Here is an 18,268-nt window from a genome sequence, read left to right on the forward strand (position 1 = left end):
GCAGCCAAAATAACAATAAAGAACAGGGAATTGCCAATGGATACAGCGATTAAGACGCCAATTGAAATGCTGGCGCACTGGGCTAAGACTCAGGGGGATCAAGTCTATTTACGCCAACCTATCAAGGGTCAATTCCTTGATTTTACTTGGGCCGAAGTTCAAGAAAAAGTGCAACAACTGGCCGGTGCCTTACAGCATCTAGGCCTAGAGCGCGGTGATAAGATTGCCGTACTCTCTAAAAACTGCGCCGAATGGTTTATCACCGACCTCGCGTTAATGCACGGCGGCTATGTTAGCGTGCCGATTTACCCAACGGCCAACACAGATACCATTCGCTATGTGCTGCAACACAGCGGTGCAAAAGCCATTTTCCTCGGCAAGCTCGACCATTGGGCCGACCAAGAAGCCGGTGTCGGCGGCGAGCTGCTACGCCTTGCTATGCCCTACGATACAATGCCAGCCCAATATCAATGGGAACAATTACTTAAACTAGGTTATCCACTAGTTGATGCGCCGCTGCCGCTGCCTGATCAAGTGATGACACTTATCTATACCTCTGGCTCGACGGGTCAACCTAAGGGCGCGATTCAAACCTTCGCCAGCTATGGCTGGACCTGCCAAGCGGTAGTGCGTGATTTGCGCACCGACGGCAATGACAGATTGTTATCCTATTTACCTTTAGCGCACATCACAGAGCGCGTCGCGATTGAAGGTTCATCCTTCTATTCCGGCAGCGTGGTCGCCTTCGTCGAGAGTCTCGACTCCTTCGTCGCCGACGTGCAAAGGGCAAAACCGACGGTATTTTTCTCAGTGCCGCGTTTGTGGAGCCTGTTCCAGAAAAACATCATAGACAAAATTGGTGTTAGTAAACTGAATCTATTGCTGAAGATCCCGTTAATCAGCAGCTTAGTGAAGCACAAAATCCATAAAGGCTTAGGTTTGAACCATTGTCGTTTGCTCGGCTCTGGCTCTGCGCCCATTCCGCCGTCGCTGATCCACTGGTATCACAGCATTGGTCTGAACATTTGTGAAGCTTGGGGCATGACAGAAAACTGCGCCTACTCGATTATCAACTACCCCTTCGATGCCCGTAAAATTGGCACTGTGGGTCGCCCGGTTGAGGATTGTCAGATCCGCCAAGGTGAAGATGGGGAGTTGCTGCTTAAGAGTCCTGGGTTAATGACGGCTTATTATCTACAGCCCGAAGCCACTGCAGCGGCCTTCGACGCCGATGGTTTCTTCCACACTGGCGATTTGTGCTCTATTGATGCCGATGGTTGCGTGACCATTACTGGCCGAGTGAAGGACAACTTCAAAACCGCCAAGGGAAAATATGTCGCGCCTGTGCCTATCGAACGTAAATTGGCGCAGGACCCGCATGTTGAACTGATCTGCGTGATTGGCTCAGGTCTGCCGCATCCGGTCGCATTAGTGCAATTATCCGAAGGCGCTAGTTTGCAGGCCCGCGAAGAAGTCCGCGCTTCACTCAAGGCGACACTCGATAGCGTGAATCCGCACTTAGAATCACACGAACACGTCGATGCCATTATCGTGGTTAACGATCCTTGGACGATTGAGAACGATGTGCTGACACCGACGCTTAAGATCAAACGCCATGTGCTTGAAAAAGCCTTTAGCGAACGAGTTGATGGCATTCGTGGCGCCCAAGTTCGCTGGGAAGATGAGTTAACGCAAAAATAGCTCAGCTAAACAGAGTGATGCCCAATGTGGTTATCGACACAAATCAAGCACGCCCCGGCGTGCTTTTTTATGACATATTCTGTCAAAATTCGATAAAACCACGTATCATGTGCGCCAGTCGGCTAAGGGATGATTCCCTTGTACTTTCTCATTCAATATAGGTTTAACAAAGTCCCGTGATGCTCATTACACTCTCGATTATTGGCGGTTTTATTATTTTAACCTTAGGCGCCGAAGCCCTAGTGCGTGGCGCGAGTGCTATCGCCCTACGCTTAGGTATTACGCCACTTATCATAGGCTTAACTATTGTTGCCTTTGGTACTAGCGCACCAGAACTGGCCGTGAGTGTCAAATCTGCCCTCGCCGGAAACAGTGGTATCGCCTTAGGTAACGTTATCGGCTCTAACATTGCCAACATAGGTTTGATCTTAGCGATCACGGCGCTAATCCGCCCTATCCAAGTGCAATCCCAAGTGGTGAAGCGCGATATCCCTTTGATGATCTTGGCGTCTATGCTGTTCTGGGGACTCTTGTTAGACGGCGAACTCAGCCTGATTGACGGTGTGGTTTTGCTTTCACTACTGGTTGGATATTTAACCTTTAGTTATATCAGCTCGAAAAACAGCAAGAATGACGAAGAGATTGAAGCGGGCCCCAATAACCCACTGCTTTCTGGCCTGTTCATCCTAGTCGGCATTAGCATGCTGGTTGGCGGCGGTATTCTGTTTGTAAACGGCGCAGTCGATTTAGCGAAAACCTTCGGCGTTAGTGAAGTCATTATCGGCTTAACGATCGTGGCGATTGGTACCAGTATGCCAGAGTTAGTGACCTCAGTGATTGCGGCACTAAAAGGTCAAAGCGATATCGCTATCGGTAACGTTGTGGGTTCTAACCTATTCAATATTTTGGGTATTTTAGGCGTTACCGCCATAGTGCATCCTGTATCATCACTCGGTTTCCAACCCTTCGACTTTATGGTGATGTTAGCTTTAGCCATAGTGATTCTGCCTTTTGCATGGACGGGATTACGCATCGGCCGCCGCGAAGGTTCTGTGCTGCTACTGACCTATTTAGGTTACATGGGTTACCTGATTAACCAAGCGAGCGCTCAAGCTTTGGTATAACACTCAGCGGTAATATCCACCTAAAACACCGGAGCCTCTCCGGTGTTTTGCTATCTGGGTTTCGCACTTTTTAAAAAAGACAAGTTTAACCCCCTCCAACTGATGACATTTGTCATGCGAAAGCCATGACCTTTGTGTCTGCATTTCTCCTGTCGAATTTCTGATAATGAGTCCGTACCCAAACACGGGGAAACTTACTCAATAAGGAAATACCATGAAAACATTATTAATCGTCTCAAGCTTAGCGCTTATCAGCAGCCACGCGTTTGCAGCGTCGCCCTCTAATGCCAATATCACCAGCATAGATGCGGCCTCAAACTCGATGAACCTAGCGCAGCTGCAACAACTGAGTGCCAGCACCCAAGATTACGATAAAGCCTATGCGAACTATCGCTTAGCCATTAGCGTCAATGTCATGGGACAAAAAGTCCTCGCCAGCAGTGCACTGACTAATGCGCAAACCGCATTGGAAGCCTTAGAAACCAGCCAAGCTGACGCGGAATCCCTAGCGCTGTTATCGTCGGTTTATGGCATGCAAATCGCCTTAGACAATAGCAAAGGCGCAACTCTCGGCATGAAATCAGCCAAAGCCATTGCCAACGCCGAGCAGTTAGAACCCCAAAATCCACGGGTCGCGTTGGTTAAAGCGATCGCCGCCTACAACACGCCTGCTATGTTTGGCGGCAGCATGCAAAATGCTAAGACGCTCGCCACCACGGCCATAGAAAGATTCGCCCAACCTTGCGACGATATTTGTTGGGGGGAAGCCGAAGCTTACACGTGGCGCGGGCTTGCTAAACAGGAATTAGGCGATAGCCAAGGCGCGAGTGAAGATTGGCAACAGGCGATCAAAGTGCAAGCAGATTACGGTTGGGCAAAATTTTTGCTTCAACAAAATCAGCAATTAAGTGCAAACTAGACCAAGTTGTTAACAGGGACTGATGGCGCTGACCCCAGCGCCAATCCCTAAACAGAATAAATAACACAGTTTCATTGAGGCATTATGCTCAGCACGCATCTTCAGCTCGAACGAAAACTGGCTTGGGTGTATTTGATAAACTTAGTGTTTTATCTTATTCCACTTGCCATCAATGTGTATCCAACATGGAAAATCGCCCTTAGCTTTGCCGTGCTCATTCCTTTTATTGCCAGTTATTTTTGGGCCTATAAGTGCAATCAGAATAGCGCCTATCGCCCCATTCTGATGATGGTGGCCATCGCCACAGCAATCACGCCAATCAACCCGGGATCTATCTCGTTATTCACCTTTGCCGCTTTTTTCATTGGCTTTTTTTATCCTCTCAGAACCTGTCTGTTGGCTATTGCCGCCTTAATCGGCCTGTTGTTTGCCCTCAATGAGATTTACGACTTTAACAGTTACTACTTTCCGCTTTACGGCTCAGGATTGGTACTCGGTGTAGGCATGTTTGGCGTAGCCGAACGCAGGCGTCATCAACATAAATTGAAAGAACAGCAAAGCACCCAAGAAATTAGTACCTTAGCGGCTATGGTTGAGCGAGAACGCATTGCCCGCGATCTACACGACATCATGGGCCACAGCTTGTCTTCGATTGCGCTTAAGGCAGAACTGGCCGAAAAACTGCTGGCAAAACAAGAATACCAACTGGCCACAATCCAGCTTAATGAACTCGGCCAAATTGCCCGTGAGAGCCTCAGCCAAATTCGTCACACCGTATCTGACTACAAACATAAGGGTCTCGCGGATAGCGTGACGCAACTGTGTAAACTATTGAGGGAAAAAGGAGTCAGTGTCGAGCTGACAGGCAATATCCCTAAACTGCCCGCCAGAATGGAGAGCCAGCTGGGATTAATTGTCACTGAACTAGTGAATAATATTTTACGCCATAGCGGCGCAAGCCAATGTATTATCGACTTTATTCAGCAAGCAGATAGGCTAGTCGTTGAGGTCAAAGATAATGGCACAAGTAAACCTATCGCTGAAGGCAATGGCCTCACGGGGATACGCGAACGTCTTGACAGCTTAGGCGGCAGCTTGAGCTATAATCTCGAACAGGGATATGCATTTACCGTCAGTTTACCTTTGCAGGGAGCAACAGATTAATGAAGATTTTATTGGCGGAAGACCAAGCCATGGTGCGAGGCGCGCTTGCCGCACTCCTCACGCTTGCGGGAGGATTTAATATCACCCAAGCGAGTGACGGCGACGAGGCCCTAAGCCTACTCAAACAGCAAAGCTTTGATCTCTTGCTAACCGACATCGAAATGCCCGGCCGCACAGGCCTTGAGCTGGCAGCTTGGTTAAAGGATCAACATAGTCAAACTAAGGTAGTGGTCATCACCACCTTCGGCCGCGCGGGCTATATCAAACGTGCTATCGAAGCTGGAGTCGGCGGTTTTCTACTAAAAGATGCGCCCTCAGAAACCTTAGTCAACGCGATTCAACAAGTTATGGCGGGTAAACGGGTTATCGATCCTGAACTTGCCATGATGGCAATTGGTGACGTTGACCCACTCAACGATAAAGAGCGCCGCGCCCTACGCCTCGCCAGTGAAGGCAAATCCACCGCCGACATCGCCGAAACCCTTTTTATCGCCGAAGGCACAGTGCGTAACTACCTCTCCGAAGCCATAGCTAAACTCAATGCCAGCAACCGAATCGACGCAGCACGCATCGCCAAACAAAAGGGCTGGCTATAAACACGCTCACGGTTAACCACTCTTTCGTTCATATCGACAATTTCTGCGGCCTTAGCCGAAACCTAAGGACCGCAAACTGACGTTAGTTATGCTGGCAAATAAGTCCCTCATTCTGCTTGAGATTGCCTTACGCTTATTCTCTGTTAATATATGTATAAATTCACAGTGATTGAGTGCTAACGACTTGCAGCAATTGGATCTTGTTCCGATCACCGACCTCAAAGGCGTCGCCAAAAAGGTCGCGGAGAAACTCGCAAAGCTCGGCATCACAACAGTACAAGATCTGCTGTTTCACTTACCCCTGCGCTACGAAGACAGAACCCAAATCTATCCGATTGCCGCCCTCATGCCCGGCAGTTACGGCACCATAGAAGCTGAAATCCAATCGACGCAAATCATTCAAGGCCGCAAGCGTATGCTGGTCTGCAATGTGCGCGACGATACGGGCAGCTTGAGCCTGCGCTTTTTTAACTTCTCTATCGCCCAGCGTAATGCCATGCAAAACGGTTTGATGATCCGCGCCTACGGTGAAGTGCGCCGTGGCGGCCATCAAGCTGAGATAGTGCATCCAGAATATAAAGTCGTGTATCCCGGTGAAGATGTTCATCTGAGTGATACCCTAACGCCGATTTATCCCACAACTGAGGGATTAAAACAGGCAAGTTGGCTCAAGCTGACCGAGCAAGCTTTGGTATTACTGGAAGATGGCGGCTTAACTGAGCTGCTGCCACCGCAGTTGCAACCAAACAAAATCAGCCTTAAACAAGCGTTGCAAACGCTGCATCGACCTCCTGCGGGGATCTCACAGTTTGATTTAGAGTTAGGCCAACACCCAGCCCAGCAGCGACTCGTGCAGGAAGAATTACTCGCCCATAATCTCAGCATGTTACGCCTAAGACAGCGCAGTAATTTAGACGCTGCCGTCACCATGCAGGCCACGGGGCAGTTGCTCAATCCCTTCCTTGCCGCTTTGCCTTTTAAGCCCACAGGCGCCCAGCAAAGAGTGGTGGCCGATATAGGCAAAGATTTAGAACAACCGCACCCTATGATGCGCTTAGTGCAAGGGGATGTAGGTTCAGGTAAAACCTTAGTCGCGGCGATGGCAGCTCTTCAAGCGATTGAAAACGGCTATCAAGTTGCCATGATGGCACCGACCGAGCTATTGGCCGAGCAACATGCAACTAACTTTGCCGCTTGGTTTGAGCCACTCGGACTTAAGGTCGGTTGGCTGGCGGGTAAACTCAAAGGTAAGGTCAGAGCGCAATCCCTTGCGGATATTGAATCCGGCGCCGCCCAGATGGTGATTGGTACCCATGCCATCTTCCAACAGCATGTGGTCTTTAACAAACTTGCGTTAATTATCATAGATGAGCAGCACAGATTCGGCGTACACCAACGCTTAGGTCTGCGGGAAAAAGGCGTGAGCCAAGGTTTCCACCCGCATCAATTGATCATGACGGCAACGCCGATCCCGCGCACGCTAGCGATGACAGCCTATGCGGATCTCGACACATCCATTATAGATGAACTGCCGCCGGGACGGACACCTGTGACCACAGTGGCGATTGCCGATTCTCGCCGCAACGAAGTGCTTGAACGGGTGCGTAACGCCGTCATCACAGATAAACGTCAGGCCTATTGGGTGTGCACTCTGATTGAAGAATCCGAAGTGCTCGAATGCCAAGCCGCCGAAGACACCGCCGAAGAACTGCGTCTCGCCCTGCCCGAGCTCAATATCGGTCTCGTGCATGGCAGATTGAAGAGTGCCGAAAAACAGCAAATTATGGCCGATTTTAAGGCGGGCATAATTCATTTACTGGTGGCGACAACCGTGATTGAAGTAGGCGTTGATGTGCCTAATTCCAGCCTGATGATCATTGAAAACCCTGAACGTTTAGGTTTGGCACAACTACACCAACTGCGCGGACGAGTCGGTCGAGGCGCCATCGCAAGCCATTGTGTGTTACTCTACAAGGCGCCACTGAGCCATACCGCCACCCAAAGACTGAGTGTACTCAGGCAAAGTAATAACGGTTTCATCATAGCGCAGAAAGATTTAGAAATTCGTGGCCCAGGTGAAGTGCTTGGCACTAAGCAAACGGGACTGGCCGAGCTGAAAATTGCCGATCTGGTGCGCGATCAAGCTTTGATCCCGCATATTCAAAAACTGGCAAATCATGTGATGGCGCAGGCCCCCGAAAAAGTCGATGCGATTATCTTACGTTGGCTCGGGCACAAGCAGCACTATGTGCAGGCTTAGGCAGTAAAGGGTAAAGGCCGAGGAGTGACATCTGCCTCGATACTCAAAATAAATTGTTTATGTTCAGCTAAGCGCTATAGACAAGCGCATGGAAACTTGCAAAATGAACCAGCGGTATTCCAATAGTCCGCTCTTGCACTTTAATGTTAGCTGCATGTATTCACCAAGTTACCTTGACACTCAAGCGAAGGATGTAAAATGCAAGTTAATCAAGATGATAGAATAACACCTCAAGAGACTTCTTCTAGCAGTAATCGCTTTGCGCTTTTTGCGATAGTGCTCGTCGTGCTACTTTCTGCCGGAGGATATTATTACTACAGCGGTGACTCAGATTCACCTAAACTCATCCCTAACGCGCCAATTGTATTGCCTGAAACACCGCCATCTAAGCCAATGACGCTCGAAAGTGCGCCAGAGCCAGAAACCACTGAGACGACGCCTGCTGTTACAGAAACAAACACCAACAGCACAGAAACCCCTGCGGTAACTGAGCCGGAAGTTATTGCTGAACCTGTACCCGCGCTGGCTGAAAGTGATGCATTCGTACAACAAAAAGCCCTCGCCATTATCGATAACAATGTGCTGGGTTCTGCATTAGTGCAGCAAGATCTCGCGCGCCAATTTGTGGTGTTTGTCGATAACTTAGCTCAGGGCGAATTGACCCGTAAAGTGAGTCCACTCAAAGGCCCAGAGAAGCATTTCTCGGTTTCTGAAATCACCAACAAAGTGTATTTAAATCCTGAGGGTTTCCACAGATACGATGCCTATGTTGACTCGATTGCCAAAATGGACGAACAGACGTTAATGGTCACCTATAAGCAAATGACGCCTATGCTAGAGGAAGCCTTTACCGAACTCGGCTACAGCAACGCTAAATTCAACGACAGAATGCTGCAAGCGATTAAAATACTGCTCGCGGCGCCTATCATTGAAGATCCGATTGAGCTGAGCTCTATTAGCGTTAACTATCAATTTGTTGACCCTAACTTAGAGGCACTACCTAGCGCGCAAAAACTGCTGATCCGTATGGGTCCAGAAAATACCCGCAAGCTAAAAGTCGCTCTACGCAAACTCGAGAACCAACTGGCGCAGTAAAACCTTGCCGTGGTTAAGACAAAAGGCGCTCAGTGCGCCTTTTTTCATTTTGAGCGCAAATCGCTTGGATAAAAAAGCCTATCGAATGAGACTGCTATTGCGATATTTGTTACAGAAATTCGATCTAACCGCTGAAAATTACAGCACTTGATCCCATTACGTTAACCCACATAATGCAAATGGCTTCATAAAAACGCGGGGCATGGTGTAGAATGGCCCCGCTGTAGAGGGCATTCCTAGCGTCATCGTCATTCATCAAACGCGTTTACACCTCACTATGGTATGACAATCCATCAATGTTCTAACTTAGTTAGGGATAACTAAGACAGCTTAAATTTAGTGTCGAGGCAAAGTAGTGCAACTAACATTCAGCATTCTCTCTTGGGGCGCTTGGGCCCCCCAATATCAGCACCCGCAAAGTTGGCAAACTTGGTGCAAAAATTCGGCTGAATTAAATCTCGACACACTACAGTCTGATACCATAGCTCCCGCACTCAAACACGTTCCCGCCATGCAACGCCGCCGCTTTAGTCGCTTAACTAAGATGATGCTAGAGGTGAGCTTTCAGTGCGATATGCCGGCAAACTGCCGCTCTATTTTTGCCTCGCGCCACGGTGAGTTGCAGCGCACTATCGGACTGCTCGAAGACATTATCGCCAAACAGCCCTTATCGCCCTTAGGGTTTAGTCAGTCGGTGCACAACACCGCCAGCGGCATTTTTGGCATAGTGGCGGCCAATACCGCGCCGTCGACCTCAGTTGCCGCAGGTACCGAAACCCTATCACAAGCTATGGTTGAAGCCTTCGCCCAGTTACACCAGTCGCCAGAGCCCTTGCTGTTAGTCTTCGGTGATGATCCTGTGCCACCTGTGTACGACGAGTTTACCCAAGAATTTGAATTGCCTTTGGCCCTAGGTCTACAGCTCGCGCCCTTCGATGCGCCCGCTTCGGTCAAGCTCACAGTGAGCCGCATCTCAGAGTCGACAGCATTAAATCCTTTGACCTATGGCGCCTTGCTCCACGCACTCGCGACAGCGCAAAATATTTCAGGCTGCTTATCCCAATGGCATTGGAAGCTAGAGCATGTTTAATACTGCCCACAGCCATGACGCCACCAAGGGTTATGAAGATTCAATGCACAATGCCGCTTATAGCCCGCCGGAAACTCGCCGCGCAGGGCTGAATTATGTGTCACGTTGGCTAGGCGGCGTGAGTTGTTATATCGCCTTTGGCTTAGGCGGCTTGTTAAGCTCCTTGACCATTTTACCTTTGCTACGTTTCTGGCCTGGTACACCCGAGGCGCGGATTATTCGAGTCCAAAAGGCCGTACATTTGATGTTCAAAGGTTTTGTCGCCATGCTCACTTGGGCGGGCGTGATCCACGTTAGTACCCATAGAGCACAACAACTGCATGACGCCAGAGGCGTTATCGTGATCGCCAATCATCCCAGTTTAGTGGATGTGGTCGTGTTGATAAGCCTCATGCCCAATGCGGGCTGCATAGTCAAACAAGGTTTATGGCGTAATCCGTTTTTGCGTGGTGTGGTGTCCTGCGCGGGTTATATTCCCAATCGCGGCGCCGAACTTATGCTAGAGGATTGCCGCGAAGTGCTCGCGAGAGGCACCAATTTAATTATCTTCCCCGAGGGCACACGCACGGTTGTCGGCGCGACCATTAACGACTTTGCCCGCGGCGCAGCCAACATTGCCTTAAGAGCCGAAGCCGATATTTTACCTGTGGTGCTGCGTACCAATGTCCGTGGTTTGACAAAGGAGCAACCTTGGTATGAGATCCCAAGGCAAACCATGGGGATGGCCGTTGAAATCGGCGCAACAGTTTCTTACCAGAAGTACCAAGCGGCTTTAGGTGAGCATGCAAAAATGGCCCGGCAGCTGACGCGGGATCTTGAACACTACTATAAACAACAACTCGAAAATAATTATGAACTTAAACAATGAAATAAAGCAGTTAATCATCGACTGTCTCGATCTTGAAGACGTCAGTATTGATGATATTGAAACCGATGCGCCGCTCTTTGGCGAAGGTCTAGGCTTAGATTCAATCGACGCCCTCGAACTCGGCTTAGCCATCAAGAAAAAATTTGATGTCAAAATCGAAGCTAATTCGGATGCCACTAAGGCCCATTTCCACAGTGTTGCCAGCTTAGCTAGCTTTATCGAATCACAGCGTCCATAGGAGAGGAATATGCAAAATCGTGAACAAATCCTCGCTATGCTGACCACTATTTTAGTGGACGAATTCGAAATTGAGGCCGAAGCGATTACGCCTGAGGCCAACCTGTATGAAGAGCTCGATCTCGACAGTATTGATGCCGTCGACTTAGTGATCAAGCTGCAGCAACTGACGGGTAAAAAGATCCAACCCGATGAATTTAAATCCGTTCGCACAGTCAACGATGTGGTTAATGCCATCGAAGGTTTAGTTAAAGACTAATGCGCGCCTTGCTACAAGTCTTAACCGCTCTCACATTGCTGGCCTATCCGGTTGCCGTGTATTTCGGGCTGAATTATTTGCCTGCTGGCACCATAGCGCTCGTGCTGTGTGTATTGCTAATTGTGCGGTTAATGCTACAAAAGCAAAAGGTTAAGACGCTAGTATTGCCCCTGTTGGTGGGGATTGCGCTTACGGCAGGCAGTTATCTTGCCAAGCGCAGCGACTGGCTTTTGTATTACCCAGTGGTAATAAATCTGACTATGCTAGCTCTGTTTAGTTATTCACTGCACACTGGCCCATGCATGATAGAGCGTTTAGCCCGCTTGAAAGAACCCGATTTACCGGATGAAGCCATTCCGTATCTTAAAAAAGTCACCCTACTTTGGTGCGGCTTATTTATCTTAAATGGCTCGATGGCGGCTTATACCGCTGGCTTTACTAGCTTAGCAACCTGGACCTTGTATAACGGTTTGATTGCATACGTACTCATGGGACTGCTCCTCAGTGGGGAGTGGTTATATCGCAGCTTTTGGTTGAAGAAAACATGACACAGCTACTCAAAAACTGGTTAACCCAAGGGCCCTTTGCCCAACAACTGATCAGCTTTAATCACCACGACATAGTCACAGGTGCATTATTTACCAATCAGGTGGCGTATTTTTACGAGCAACTGCTCGCCGCGCCCGAGAAAAAATGGCTGCTCGCGAGTGATACCAGCGATCTGTTTGCCGTCGGATTATGTGCCGCGCTGCTAGCGGGCAAGGAAATTATCCTGCCTCCCAACACCCAAACCGGCACCTTGAGCGAGTTAACGCACCAGTTTGATGGCATCTTGTCAGACAAGCCTTTGTGCGAATGCCAAGCTTTTGTGTTGCTGAAAAAAGAACTGAGTCTACCCAACAAACCTTGGCCCGCGAGCGAGGCTATCGGCGAGTTAGTGCTCTTTACCTCTGGCAGCATCGGCGAACCTAAGGCGATCCGTAAAACACTCGAACAGTTAGATGTCGAAGTGTCTGTGCTCGAACATACTTTTGCCGAGCATTTGCCCCATTGCAGCGTGGTATCCACGGTTTCCCACCAGCATATTTACGGTCTGTTATTCAAGATTTTGTGGCCGCTCGCCGCCAGTCGACCGTTTTTAAGCGAGCAGATTGAATACCCAGAAACCCTAAGTTATTACACTGCCTTGCTGCCAAACCTGTGCTTGATCAGTAGCCCAGCCCAGTTATCGCGCCTGCCTAAAGCGCTAGAGCACGAGCGGCAACTGCGCTCACCGAGCTTAGTATTTAGCTCTGGCGGGCCATTAAGTTTTACCGCGGCCAAAGGCGTCAACCAGTGCTATGGTCACCTGCCCATCGAAATTTTTGGTAGCACAGAAACTGGCGGCATCGCCTATCGCCGTCAGCATGAGGCCGATGAACCTTGGCAAGTGTTTGACCGCATCTCAATAGATCAAGATCCGACCGACGGCGCCCTGCTGCTAAAATCGCCCTATTTGGCCGACGATGAATGGCTGCGCTGCGAAGATAAAATTGAACCGACCGAGAATGGCCAGTTTAGACTCAAAGGCCGACTCGATCGCATCGTTAAGATTGAAGAGAAACGCCTGTCGCTCGCGCAAATGGAAACCCTCATGTGCAGCCACGCCTACGTTGAGCAAGCTGCACTAGTCGTGCTGCCAGAGTTTAAATCCCAACTTGGCGCAGTGGTGACCTTGTCAGAACTCGGTAAAAACGTGCTGCAAGAACAGGGCAAACTCAGTATTAACAATGCCCTAAAAGCACATTTACTGACCCAATTTGAGCGCGTCACCCTGCCACGCCGCTGGCGTTATCCCGATATTTTACCGCTTAACACTCAGGGTAAGCGTGTCACTGCCCTGTTAGTCGAGTTATTTGATCATGATTAAATCGAGTTTACCGCCGATCCTGCATTCCAATATCGGCATTGACAACATTGAGTTACGTCTGCTAGTAGCGGCCGACCTTGAGTATTTTAACGGCCATTTCCCCGAACAGGCCGTGTTGCCGGGCGTGACGCAATTAGATTGGGCGGTGCGTTTAGGCTGCCAACATTTCGGTTATTCAGAGGCGGTCGCTAACTTAGAAGTGCTTAAGTTTCAGCAACTCATACTGCCGGGCCAAGAAGTCACCTTAAGCATTAGCAATAATGCCGCTAAGGCAAAACTGACCTTCGCCTATTGCGATGGTGAAAACCGTTATGCTTCAGGCCGTATCGCCTTTGATAGCACGCCATTGGTCAATCAGTCTTCCGATGTCAACAATAACGGAGCGAGCCAGTGCTAACGCCACCCAGCGACCTTGTTGAGTCGGCGCCTATTAAGCTCGCCTTAGTGATCCCCAATTACAATCACAGCGCCGCGATTGCCCAGACCTTGGCCGAACTCGCCCAATTTAATCTGCCCTGTTATTTAATTGATGATGGCAGTAATGACGAAACCCGTTATCTGCTGCAATCCTTAGCCCAAACCTATCCTTGGGTGACATTGTTGCTGCATCCTTACAATCGCGGTAAAGGCGCCGCTGTGATGACGGGGCTGCGCCGTGCCTACCGCGATGGCTTTAGTCATGCGCTGCAGGTCGATGCCGATGGCCAACATAATCTCGCCGATATTCCGGCTATGGTAGCAAGGGCACAGGCTAAACCCGATGCGCTGATTTCGGGCAAACCTGAGTACGATGAATCCGTGCCTAAGGGCAGGCTTTATGGACGCTACTTGACCCATTTTTGGGTATGGGTCGAAACCTTAAGCTTTGATATTCAAGATTCTATGTGTGGCTTTCGCGTTTATCCGCTGGCCGCCACCGAACGATTACTCTGCCAGCAAGCCTTAACCGAGCGAATGGATTTTGATATCGAAATCCTAGTCAAACTCTACTGGCAAGGGGTGGAGATTTTATTCCAACCGACTAAGGTGATTTATCCCGAAGGCGGCGTCAGTCACTTTCAAGGTGTGGCCGATAATGTGCGCATCACAAAGCTGCACACTAAGTTATTTTTCGGCATGCTCAAACGCCTCCCCTGGCTGCTGAAACGCAAACAATCGCAGCAGCAAGCCTATATTTCAGAGACCTCATCGAAGCCGCAAACAACTGCGCCCCCCCATTGGTCTGGCATGAAGGAGCGCGGCAGTTACTGGGGCATCAAACTGTTAGCCGAGAGCTATCGCTTTGGCGGCCATTGGTTGTGCCGTGCCATTATGTATCCAGTGATTTGCTATTTTTTCCTCACAGGCAAAGTCACCCGCGAAGCCTCGTTAGATTTTCTGCGCCGCGTGCAAAAACTTGAGCCGCAACACCCTAAGCTCAATCGGCCCGTAGGCTGGCGTGATAGCCTGAATCACTTTTTAGCCTTTGGCAATGCCGCACTCGATAGAATCGATGCCTGGTGCGATCGTATTCAATTAAGCCAAGTGGATTTCCCCGATCGCCAAGTGCTGGCGGGTCAACTCGAAAGCGGCAAAGGCGCGGTGTTATTAGTGTCGCACCTTGGAAATTTAGAACTCTGCCGCGCCATTTCCATCCACCAGCGCAAAGTCAAAGTCAACGTCATGGTGCTAACTAGCCATGCGGAAAACTTTAATAAAGTACTCAAACAGTTAAACCCAGATAGCACGCTCAATCTTATTCAAGTGACTGAGCTGAACCCTGCAACGTCTATGCTGTTGCAGCAAAAGATAGAAGACGGTGAACTAGTGGTGATCGCGGGCGATAGAACCTCATCCAATACCCAAGGCCGCGTCATGTACGCGCCCTTTATGGGCCAAGATGCCGCGTTTCCACAAGGGCCGTTTATTTTGGCGGGCTTACTCGATTGCCCAGTGTTTTTAATGTTTTGCCTGCGGGAACAAGGGCGTTATCGGGTGCATTTAGAACGCTTCGCCGAAACACTGAAAGGCCCAAGAGCGGGCAGAATGGACAGATTACAGCAGGCCGTGAACCGCTACAGCGAACGTTTAGAATACTTTGCCAGACGCGAGCCTTTGCAATGGTTTAACTTCTTCGATTTTTGGCGCAAAGACAGCGAGCTACAACGCACCCCATCGCATTTAGTACAGCCTAATCCGTTACCGACAACTTCAGCATCATCGCCGCTCCCAGAGCAGGATCATAAGACAGACAGGACACAGCATTCATGAGCCACACCAAAGCAGCCGACTCCGAGAGTCAATCAGACCTACAGACTGTTGAGTTCGGCCGTCAATTTCTCACCTTAGAACAAGTGGTTGCCGTCGCCAAAGGCTCGCCAGTCAAGCTCTGTGACGATGCGGATTATCAAGAATATATCCAAAAAGGTGCGCGTTTTATCGATAGCCTGCTGCACGAAGAAGGCGTGGTCTATGGCGTAACCACTGGTTATGGCGACTCTTGCACAGTCAATGTGAGCTTAGATCTGGTCCACGAATTACCACTGCATTTAACCCGCTTCCACGGCTGCGGTCTAGGCGAGACCTTAAGCATAATGCAGGCCCGAGCTGTGATGGCTTGCCGTTTAAACTCCTTAGCCATTGGCAAATCTGGCGTGACCTATGAGCTATTAAAGCGCATCGAAACCTTGCTGAATCTCAACATAGTGCCAGTGATCCCAGAGGAAGGTTCGGTCGGCGCCAGCGGGGATTTAACGCCGTTGTCGTATTTAGCCGCCGTGTTAGTCGGTGAGCGCGAAGTGATTTACCAAGGTGAGCGCCAAGCGACTCAAGATGTGTACGCTAAGCTCAACATCACTCCGCACGTACTGCGTCCAAAAGAAGGCTTAGCCCTGATGAACGGCACGGCTGTGATGACAGCTTTAGCCTGCTTAGCCTTTGATCGTGCTCAATATCTTGCTCGATTGAGTAGTCGCATTACCGCCATGGCCTCGTTAACGCTAAAAGGCAACTCGAACCATTTTGATGAAATCTTATTTGCCGCCAAACCGCATCCAGGGCAAAACCAAATCGCCACTTGGATCCGTGAAGATTTGAATCACCACGAACATCCACGTAATTCTGATCGTCTACAGGACAGATATTCCATCCGCTGCGCACCGCACATTATCGGCGTGTTGCAGGATGCCCTGCCGTTTATGCGTCAGTTTATCGAAACCGAAGTCAACAGCGCCAACGACAACCCGATTGTCGACGGCGAAGGCGAGCATATTCTCCACGGTGGTCATTTCTACGGCGGTCATATCGCCTTTGCGATGGATTCACTGAAAAATACTGTGGCCAACTTAGCCGATCTTATCGACCGCCAAATGGCGCTAGTGATGGACCCTAAGTTTAACAATGGCTTACCTGCGAACCTATCCGGCTCAACCGGTCCACGCCGCGCGATTAATCATGGTTTTAAAGCGGTACAAATTGGCGTGTCGGCTTGGACGGCAGAAGCGCTCAAACACACTATGCCGGCCAGCGTGTTCTCACGCTCGACCGAATGCCATAACCAAGACAAGGTGAGCATGGGTACTATCGCCGCCCGCGACTGTATGCGCGTGCTGCAATTGACCGAACAAGTCGCAGCGGCTGCATTACTTGCCGTGACTCAAGGTATTGGCCTGCGTATCGCACAGAATGAGCTGAACGAAGCCTCGCTCACACCCTCATTGGCGAAAACCCTCGCTCAAGTGCGCGCCGATTTTGAAACCTTAATTGAAGATAGACCGCTCGAAGCCGTGCTGCGCCAAACCATAGCTAAAATCCAAGCGGGCGAATGGGAAGTGTGTCGATGAAATCATTGCTCACTATCGATATGGAAATGCAAATTCCCTTCCACGATGTGGATTCTATGGGGATTACTTGGCATGGCAATTACCTGCGTTATTTCGAAATAGCCCGCTGTAAACTGCTCGACGAACTGGGCTACAACTACCGCCAAATGCAAGCATCCAACTATGCGTGGCCGATTATCGATTTGCAGATTAAGTACGTCAAAGCCAGCACCTTCGAGCAAAAAATCACAGTGCGCGCCGAGTTAGTTGAGTGGGAAAACCGCTTAAAGATCAATTATCAAATTCGCGATGTCGAAACCGGTGCGCGCATCACTAAGGGTTATACCATTCAAGCGGCGGTCGATATGAGCACCCAAGAATTGTGCTTTGTTACCCCAGATGTGTTCCGTGACAAAATCGCCACCCTGCTCGCTAAGGTGGAAGACTAATGAACTCAGTTCTGGCGAAGAATCTTGTGCTGACAAAGTGTGCATTATTTCTTTGCTTAGCTTTTGCTTTGATAAGCCAGCCACTCAAAGCTGAAACCTTAAGTGACAAGCATGCTGAGCCCGGCGTTTATCAAGCGCTCTTTAGCCAAAGTGCAGACACCGCGCAGCTTGTGGCCTTAAGCCAAAAACTTAACTTGGGCGAAACGGTGCGAGGTCACTTTGTGCAATCTCGGCAGTTAAAGGTGCTCAAAAAGCCGTTAATCAGCCAAGGTCAGTTTATCTTCGATCAAACCCAAGGGCTGATCTGGCAACAGATAAAACCCTTCGAATCCCTACTGATTTTAAAGGATAAGCAACTGATTCAGCGTGATAGCCAAGGTCGAGTGCAGATCAGCAAGGCCGATGCCTCGGCAAACGCTGCCGTTATGGGCGATTTATTACCCAGCCTAGTGCGCGCTATGCTGGGCGGGAATATTTCCGGTTTAAGCGAAAACTTCGAACTGCACTTTCTCATTACAGACAAGTTAAACACAGAAAAGTTAAGCCCAGAAAGCTTGAGCCCAGACAGCCAATGGCAATTAGGCCTAACGCCCAAAGATCCCTTAATGAAAAAAGCTATCGCCAATATGGTGTTAGAAGGTAGCGATGTGTTGCAATCCTTAGTGCTGCTGAGCGCCGCGCCGAATGTGAGCCCACAGGATATGACCCGCATCGACTTTAGTGCGCTTTCCCAAGGCACACTCAGCGAAACCGAATTAGCGCAGTATGCGTTGGAGCTCGAGGCGGGCAAACCTTAG

The 18,268-nt window shown here is 49.7% G+C and carries 18 protein-coding genes; all 18 read left to right on the forward strand.

The genetic code is table 11. The features are described from left to right. Positions 1-36 precede the first annotated feature (36 nt). On the forward strand, positions 37-1,701 hold the full coding sequence (locus FW758_RS05980) for an AMP-binding protein (protein ID WP_006079836.1): 1,665 nt from the start codon (positions 37-39) through the stop codon (positions 1,699-1,701). Between the two features lie 179 nt (positions 1,702-1,880). After that, positions 1,881-2,825: a calcium/sodium antiporter gene (locus FW758_RS05985; protein WP_259587668.1), complete on the forward strand. Its 945-nt coding sequence runs from the start codon at positions 1,881-1,883 to the stop codon at positions 2,823-2,825. Between the two features lie 214 nt (positions 2,826-3,039). Beyond that, entirely contained in the window at positions 3,040-3,744 is a 705-nt protein-coding gene (locus FW758_RS05990; RefSeq protein WP_446444907.1) for a hypothetical protein, read from the forward strand. An 84-nt stretch (positions 3,745-3,828) separates the two neighbouring features. Continuing rightward, positions 3,829-4,908 carry a sensor histidine kinase gene (locus FW758_RS05995; protein WP_259574438.1) on the forward strand — a complete coding sequence of 360 codons (1,080 nt, stop codon included), beginning with the start codon at positions 3,829-3,831 and terminating at the stop codon, positions 4,906-4,908. Then, the gene (locus FW758_RS06000; RefSeq protein ID WP_011845584.1) at positions 4,908-5,504 is read left to right on the forward strand and encodes a response regulator transcription factor; all 597 of its coding nucleotides are present in this window, start codon (positions 4,908-4,910) and stop codon (positions 5,502-5,504) included. Before FW758_RS05995 ends, FW758_RS06000 begins: the two co-directional genes overlap by 1 nt. A gap of 184 nt (positions 5,505-5,688) precedes the next feature. Further along, positions 5,689-7,764 (forward strand): ATP-dependent DNA helicase RecG, encoded by a 2,076-nt coding sequence (recG, locus tag FW758_RS06005; RefSeq protein WP_446444908.1) that lies wholly within the window; start codon positions 5,689-5,691, stop codon positions 7,762-7,764. A 198-nt stretch (positions 7,765-7,962) separates the two neighbouring features. After that, positions 7,963-8,859, forward strand: coding sequence for a DUF3014 domain-containing protein (locus FW758_RS06010; protein WP_115335695.1), 897 nt, complete (start codon positions 7,963-7,965; stop codon positions 8,857-8,859). Between the two features lie 355 nt (positions 8,860-9,214). Continuing rightward, a complete protein-coding gene (locus tag FW758_RS06015) occupies positions 9,215-9,949 on the forward strand; it encodes a beta-ketoacyl synthase chain length factor (RefSeq protein WP_115335696.1) in 735 nt (244 codons plus the stop codon). Beyond that, positions 9,942-10,817, forward strand: a complete 876-nt coding sequence (locus FW758_RS06020) for a lysophospholipid acyltransferase family protein (RefSeq protein WP_259578580.1) — start codon at positions 9,942-9,944, stop codon at positions 10,815-10,817. Before FW758_RS06015 ends, FW758_RS06020 begins: the two co-directional genes overlap by 8 nt. Next, complete coding sequence (locus FW758_RS06025) at positions 10,801-11,055, forward strand: phosphopantetheine-binding protein (RefSeq protein ID WP_006079824.1); 255 nt, start codon at positions 10,801-10,803, stop codon at positions 11,053-11,055. Before FW758_RS06020 ends, FW758_RS06025 begins: the two co-directional genes overlap by 17 nt. Before the next feature lie 9 nt (positions 11,056-11,064). After that, entirely contained in the window at positions 11,065-11,313 is a 249-nt protein-coding gene (locus FW758_RS06030; protein ID WP_006079822.1) for an acyl carrier protein, read from the forward strand. Next, positions 11,313-11,861, forward strand: coding sequence for a hypothetical protein (locus FW758_RS06035; protein ID WP_446444909.1), 549 nt, complete (start codon positions 11,313-11,315; stop codon positions 11,859-11,861). Before FW758_RS06030 ends, FW758_RS06035 begins: the two co-directional genes overlap by 1 nt. Beyond that, on the forward strand, positions 11,858-13,222 hold the full coding sequence (locus FW758_RS06040) for an AMP-binding protein (protein WP_446444910.1): 1,365 nt from the start codon (positions 11,858-11,860) through the stop codon (positions 13,220-13,222). Before FW758_RS06035 ends, FW758_RS06040 begins: the two co-directional genes overlap by 4 nt. Further along, complete coding sequence (locus FW758_RS06045; RefSeq protein WP_446444911.1) at positions 13,215-13,619, forward strand: ApeI family dehydratase; 405 nt, start codon at positions 13,215-13,217, stop codon at positions 13,617-13,619. The genes FW758_RS06040 and FW758_RS06045 overlap by 8 nt, the downstream gene beginning before the upstream one ends. Continuing rightward, on the forward strand, positions 13,613-15,472 hold the full coding sequence (locus FW758_RS06050) for a glycosyltransferase family 2 protein (protein WP_446444912.1): 1,860 nt from the start codon (positions 13,613-13,615) through the stop codon (positions 15,470-15,472). Before FW758_RS06045 ends, FW758_RS06050 begins: the two co-directional genes overlap by 7 nt. Further along, complete coding sequence (locus FW758_RS06055; protein ID WP_446444913.1) at positions 15,469-17,043, forward strand: HAL/PAL/TAL family ammonia-lyase; 1,575 nt, start codon at positions 15,469-15,471, stop codon at positions 17,041-17,043. Before FW758_RS06050 ends, FW758_RS06055 begins: the two co-directional genes overlap by 4 nt. Beyond that, positions 17,040-17,471 carry an acyl-CoA thioesterase gene (locus FW758_RS06060; RefSeq protein WP_063884990.1) on the forward strand — a complete coding sequence of 144 codons (432 nt, stop codon included), beginning with the start codon at positions 17,040-17,042 and terminating at the stop codon, positions 17,469-17,471. Before FW758_RS06055 ends, FW758_RS06060 begins: the two co-directional genes overlap by 4 nt. After that, a complete protein-coding gene (locus tag FW758_RS06065; protein WP_446444914.1) occupies positions 17,471-18,268 on the forward strand; it encodes an outer membrane lipoprotein carrier protein LolA in 798 nt (265 codons plus the stop codon). Before FW758_RS06060 ends, FW758_RS06065 begins: the two co-directional genes overlap by 1 nt.

The sequence above is a fragment of the Shewanella sp. 1180_01 genome (genome assembly GCF_052850535.1).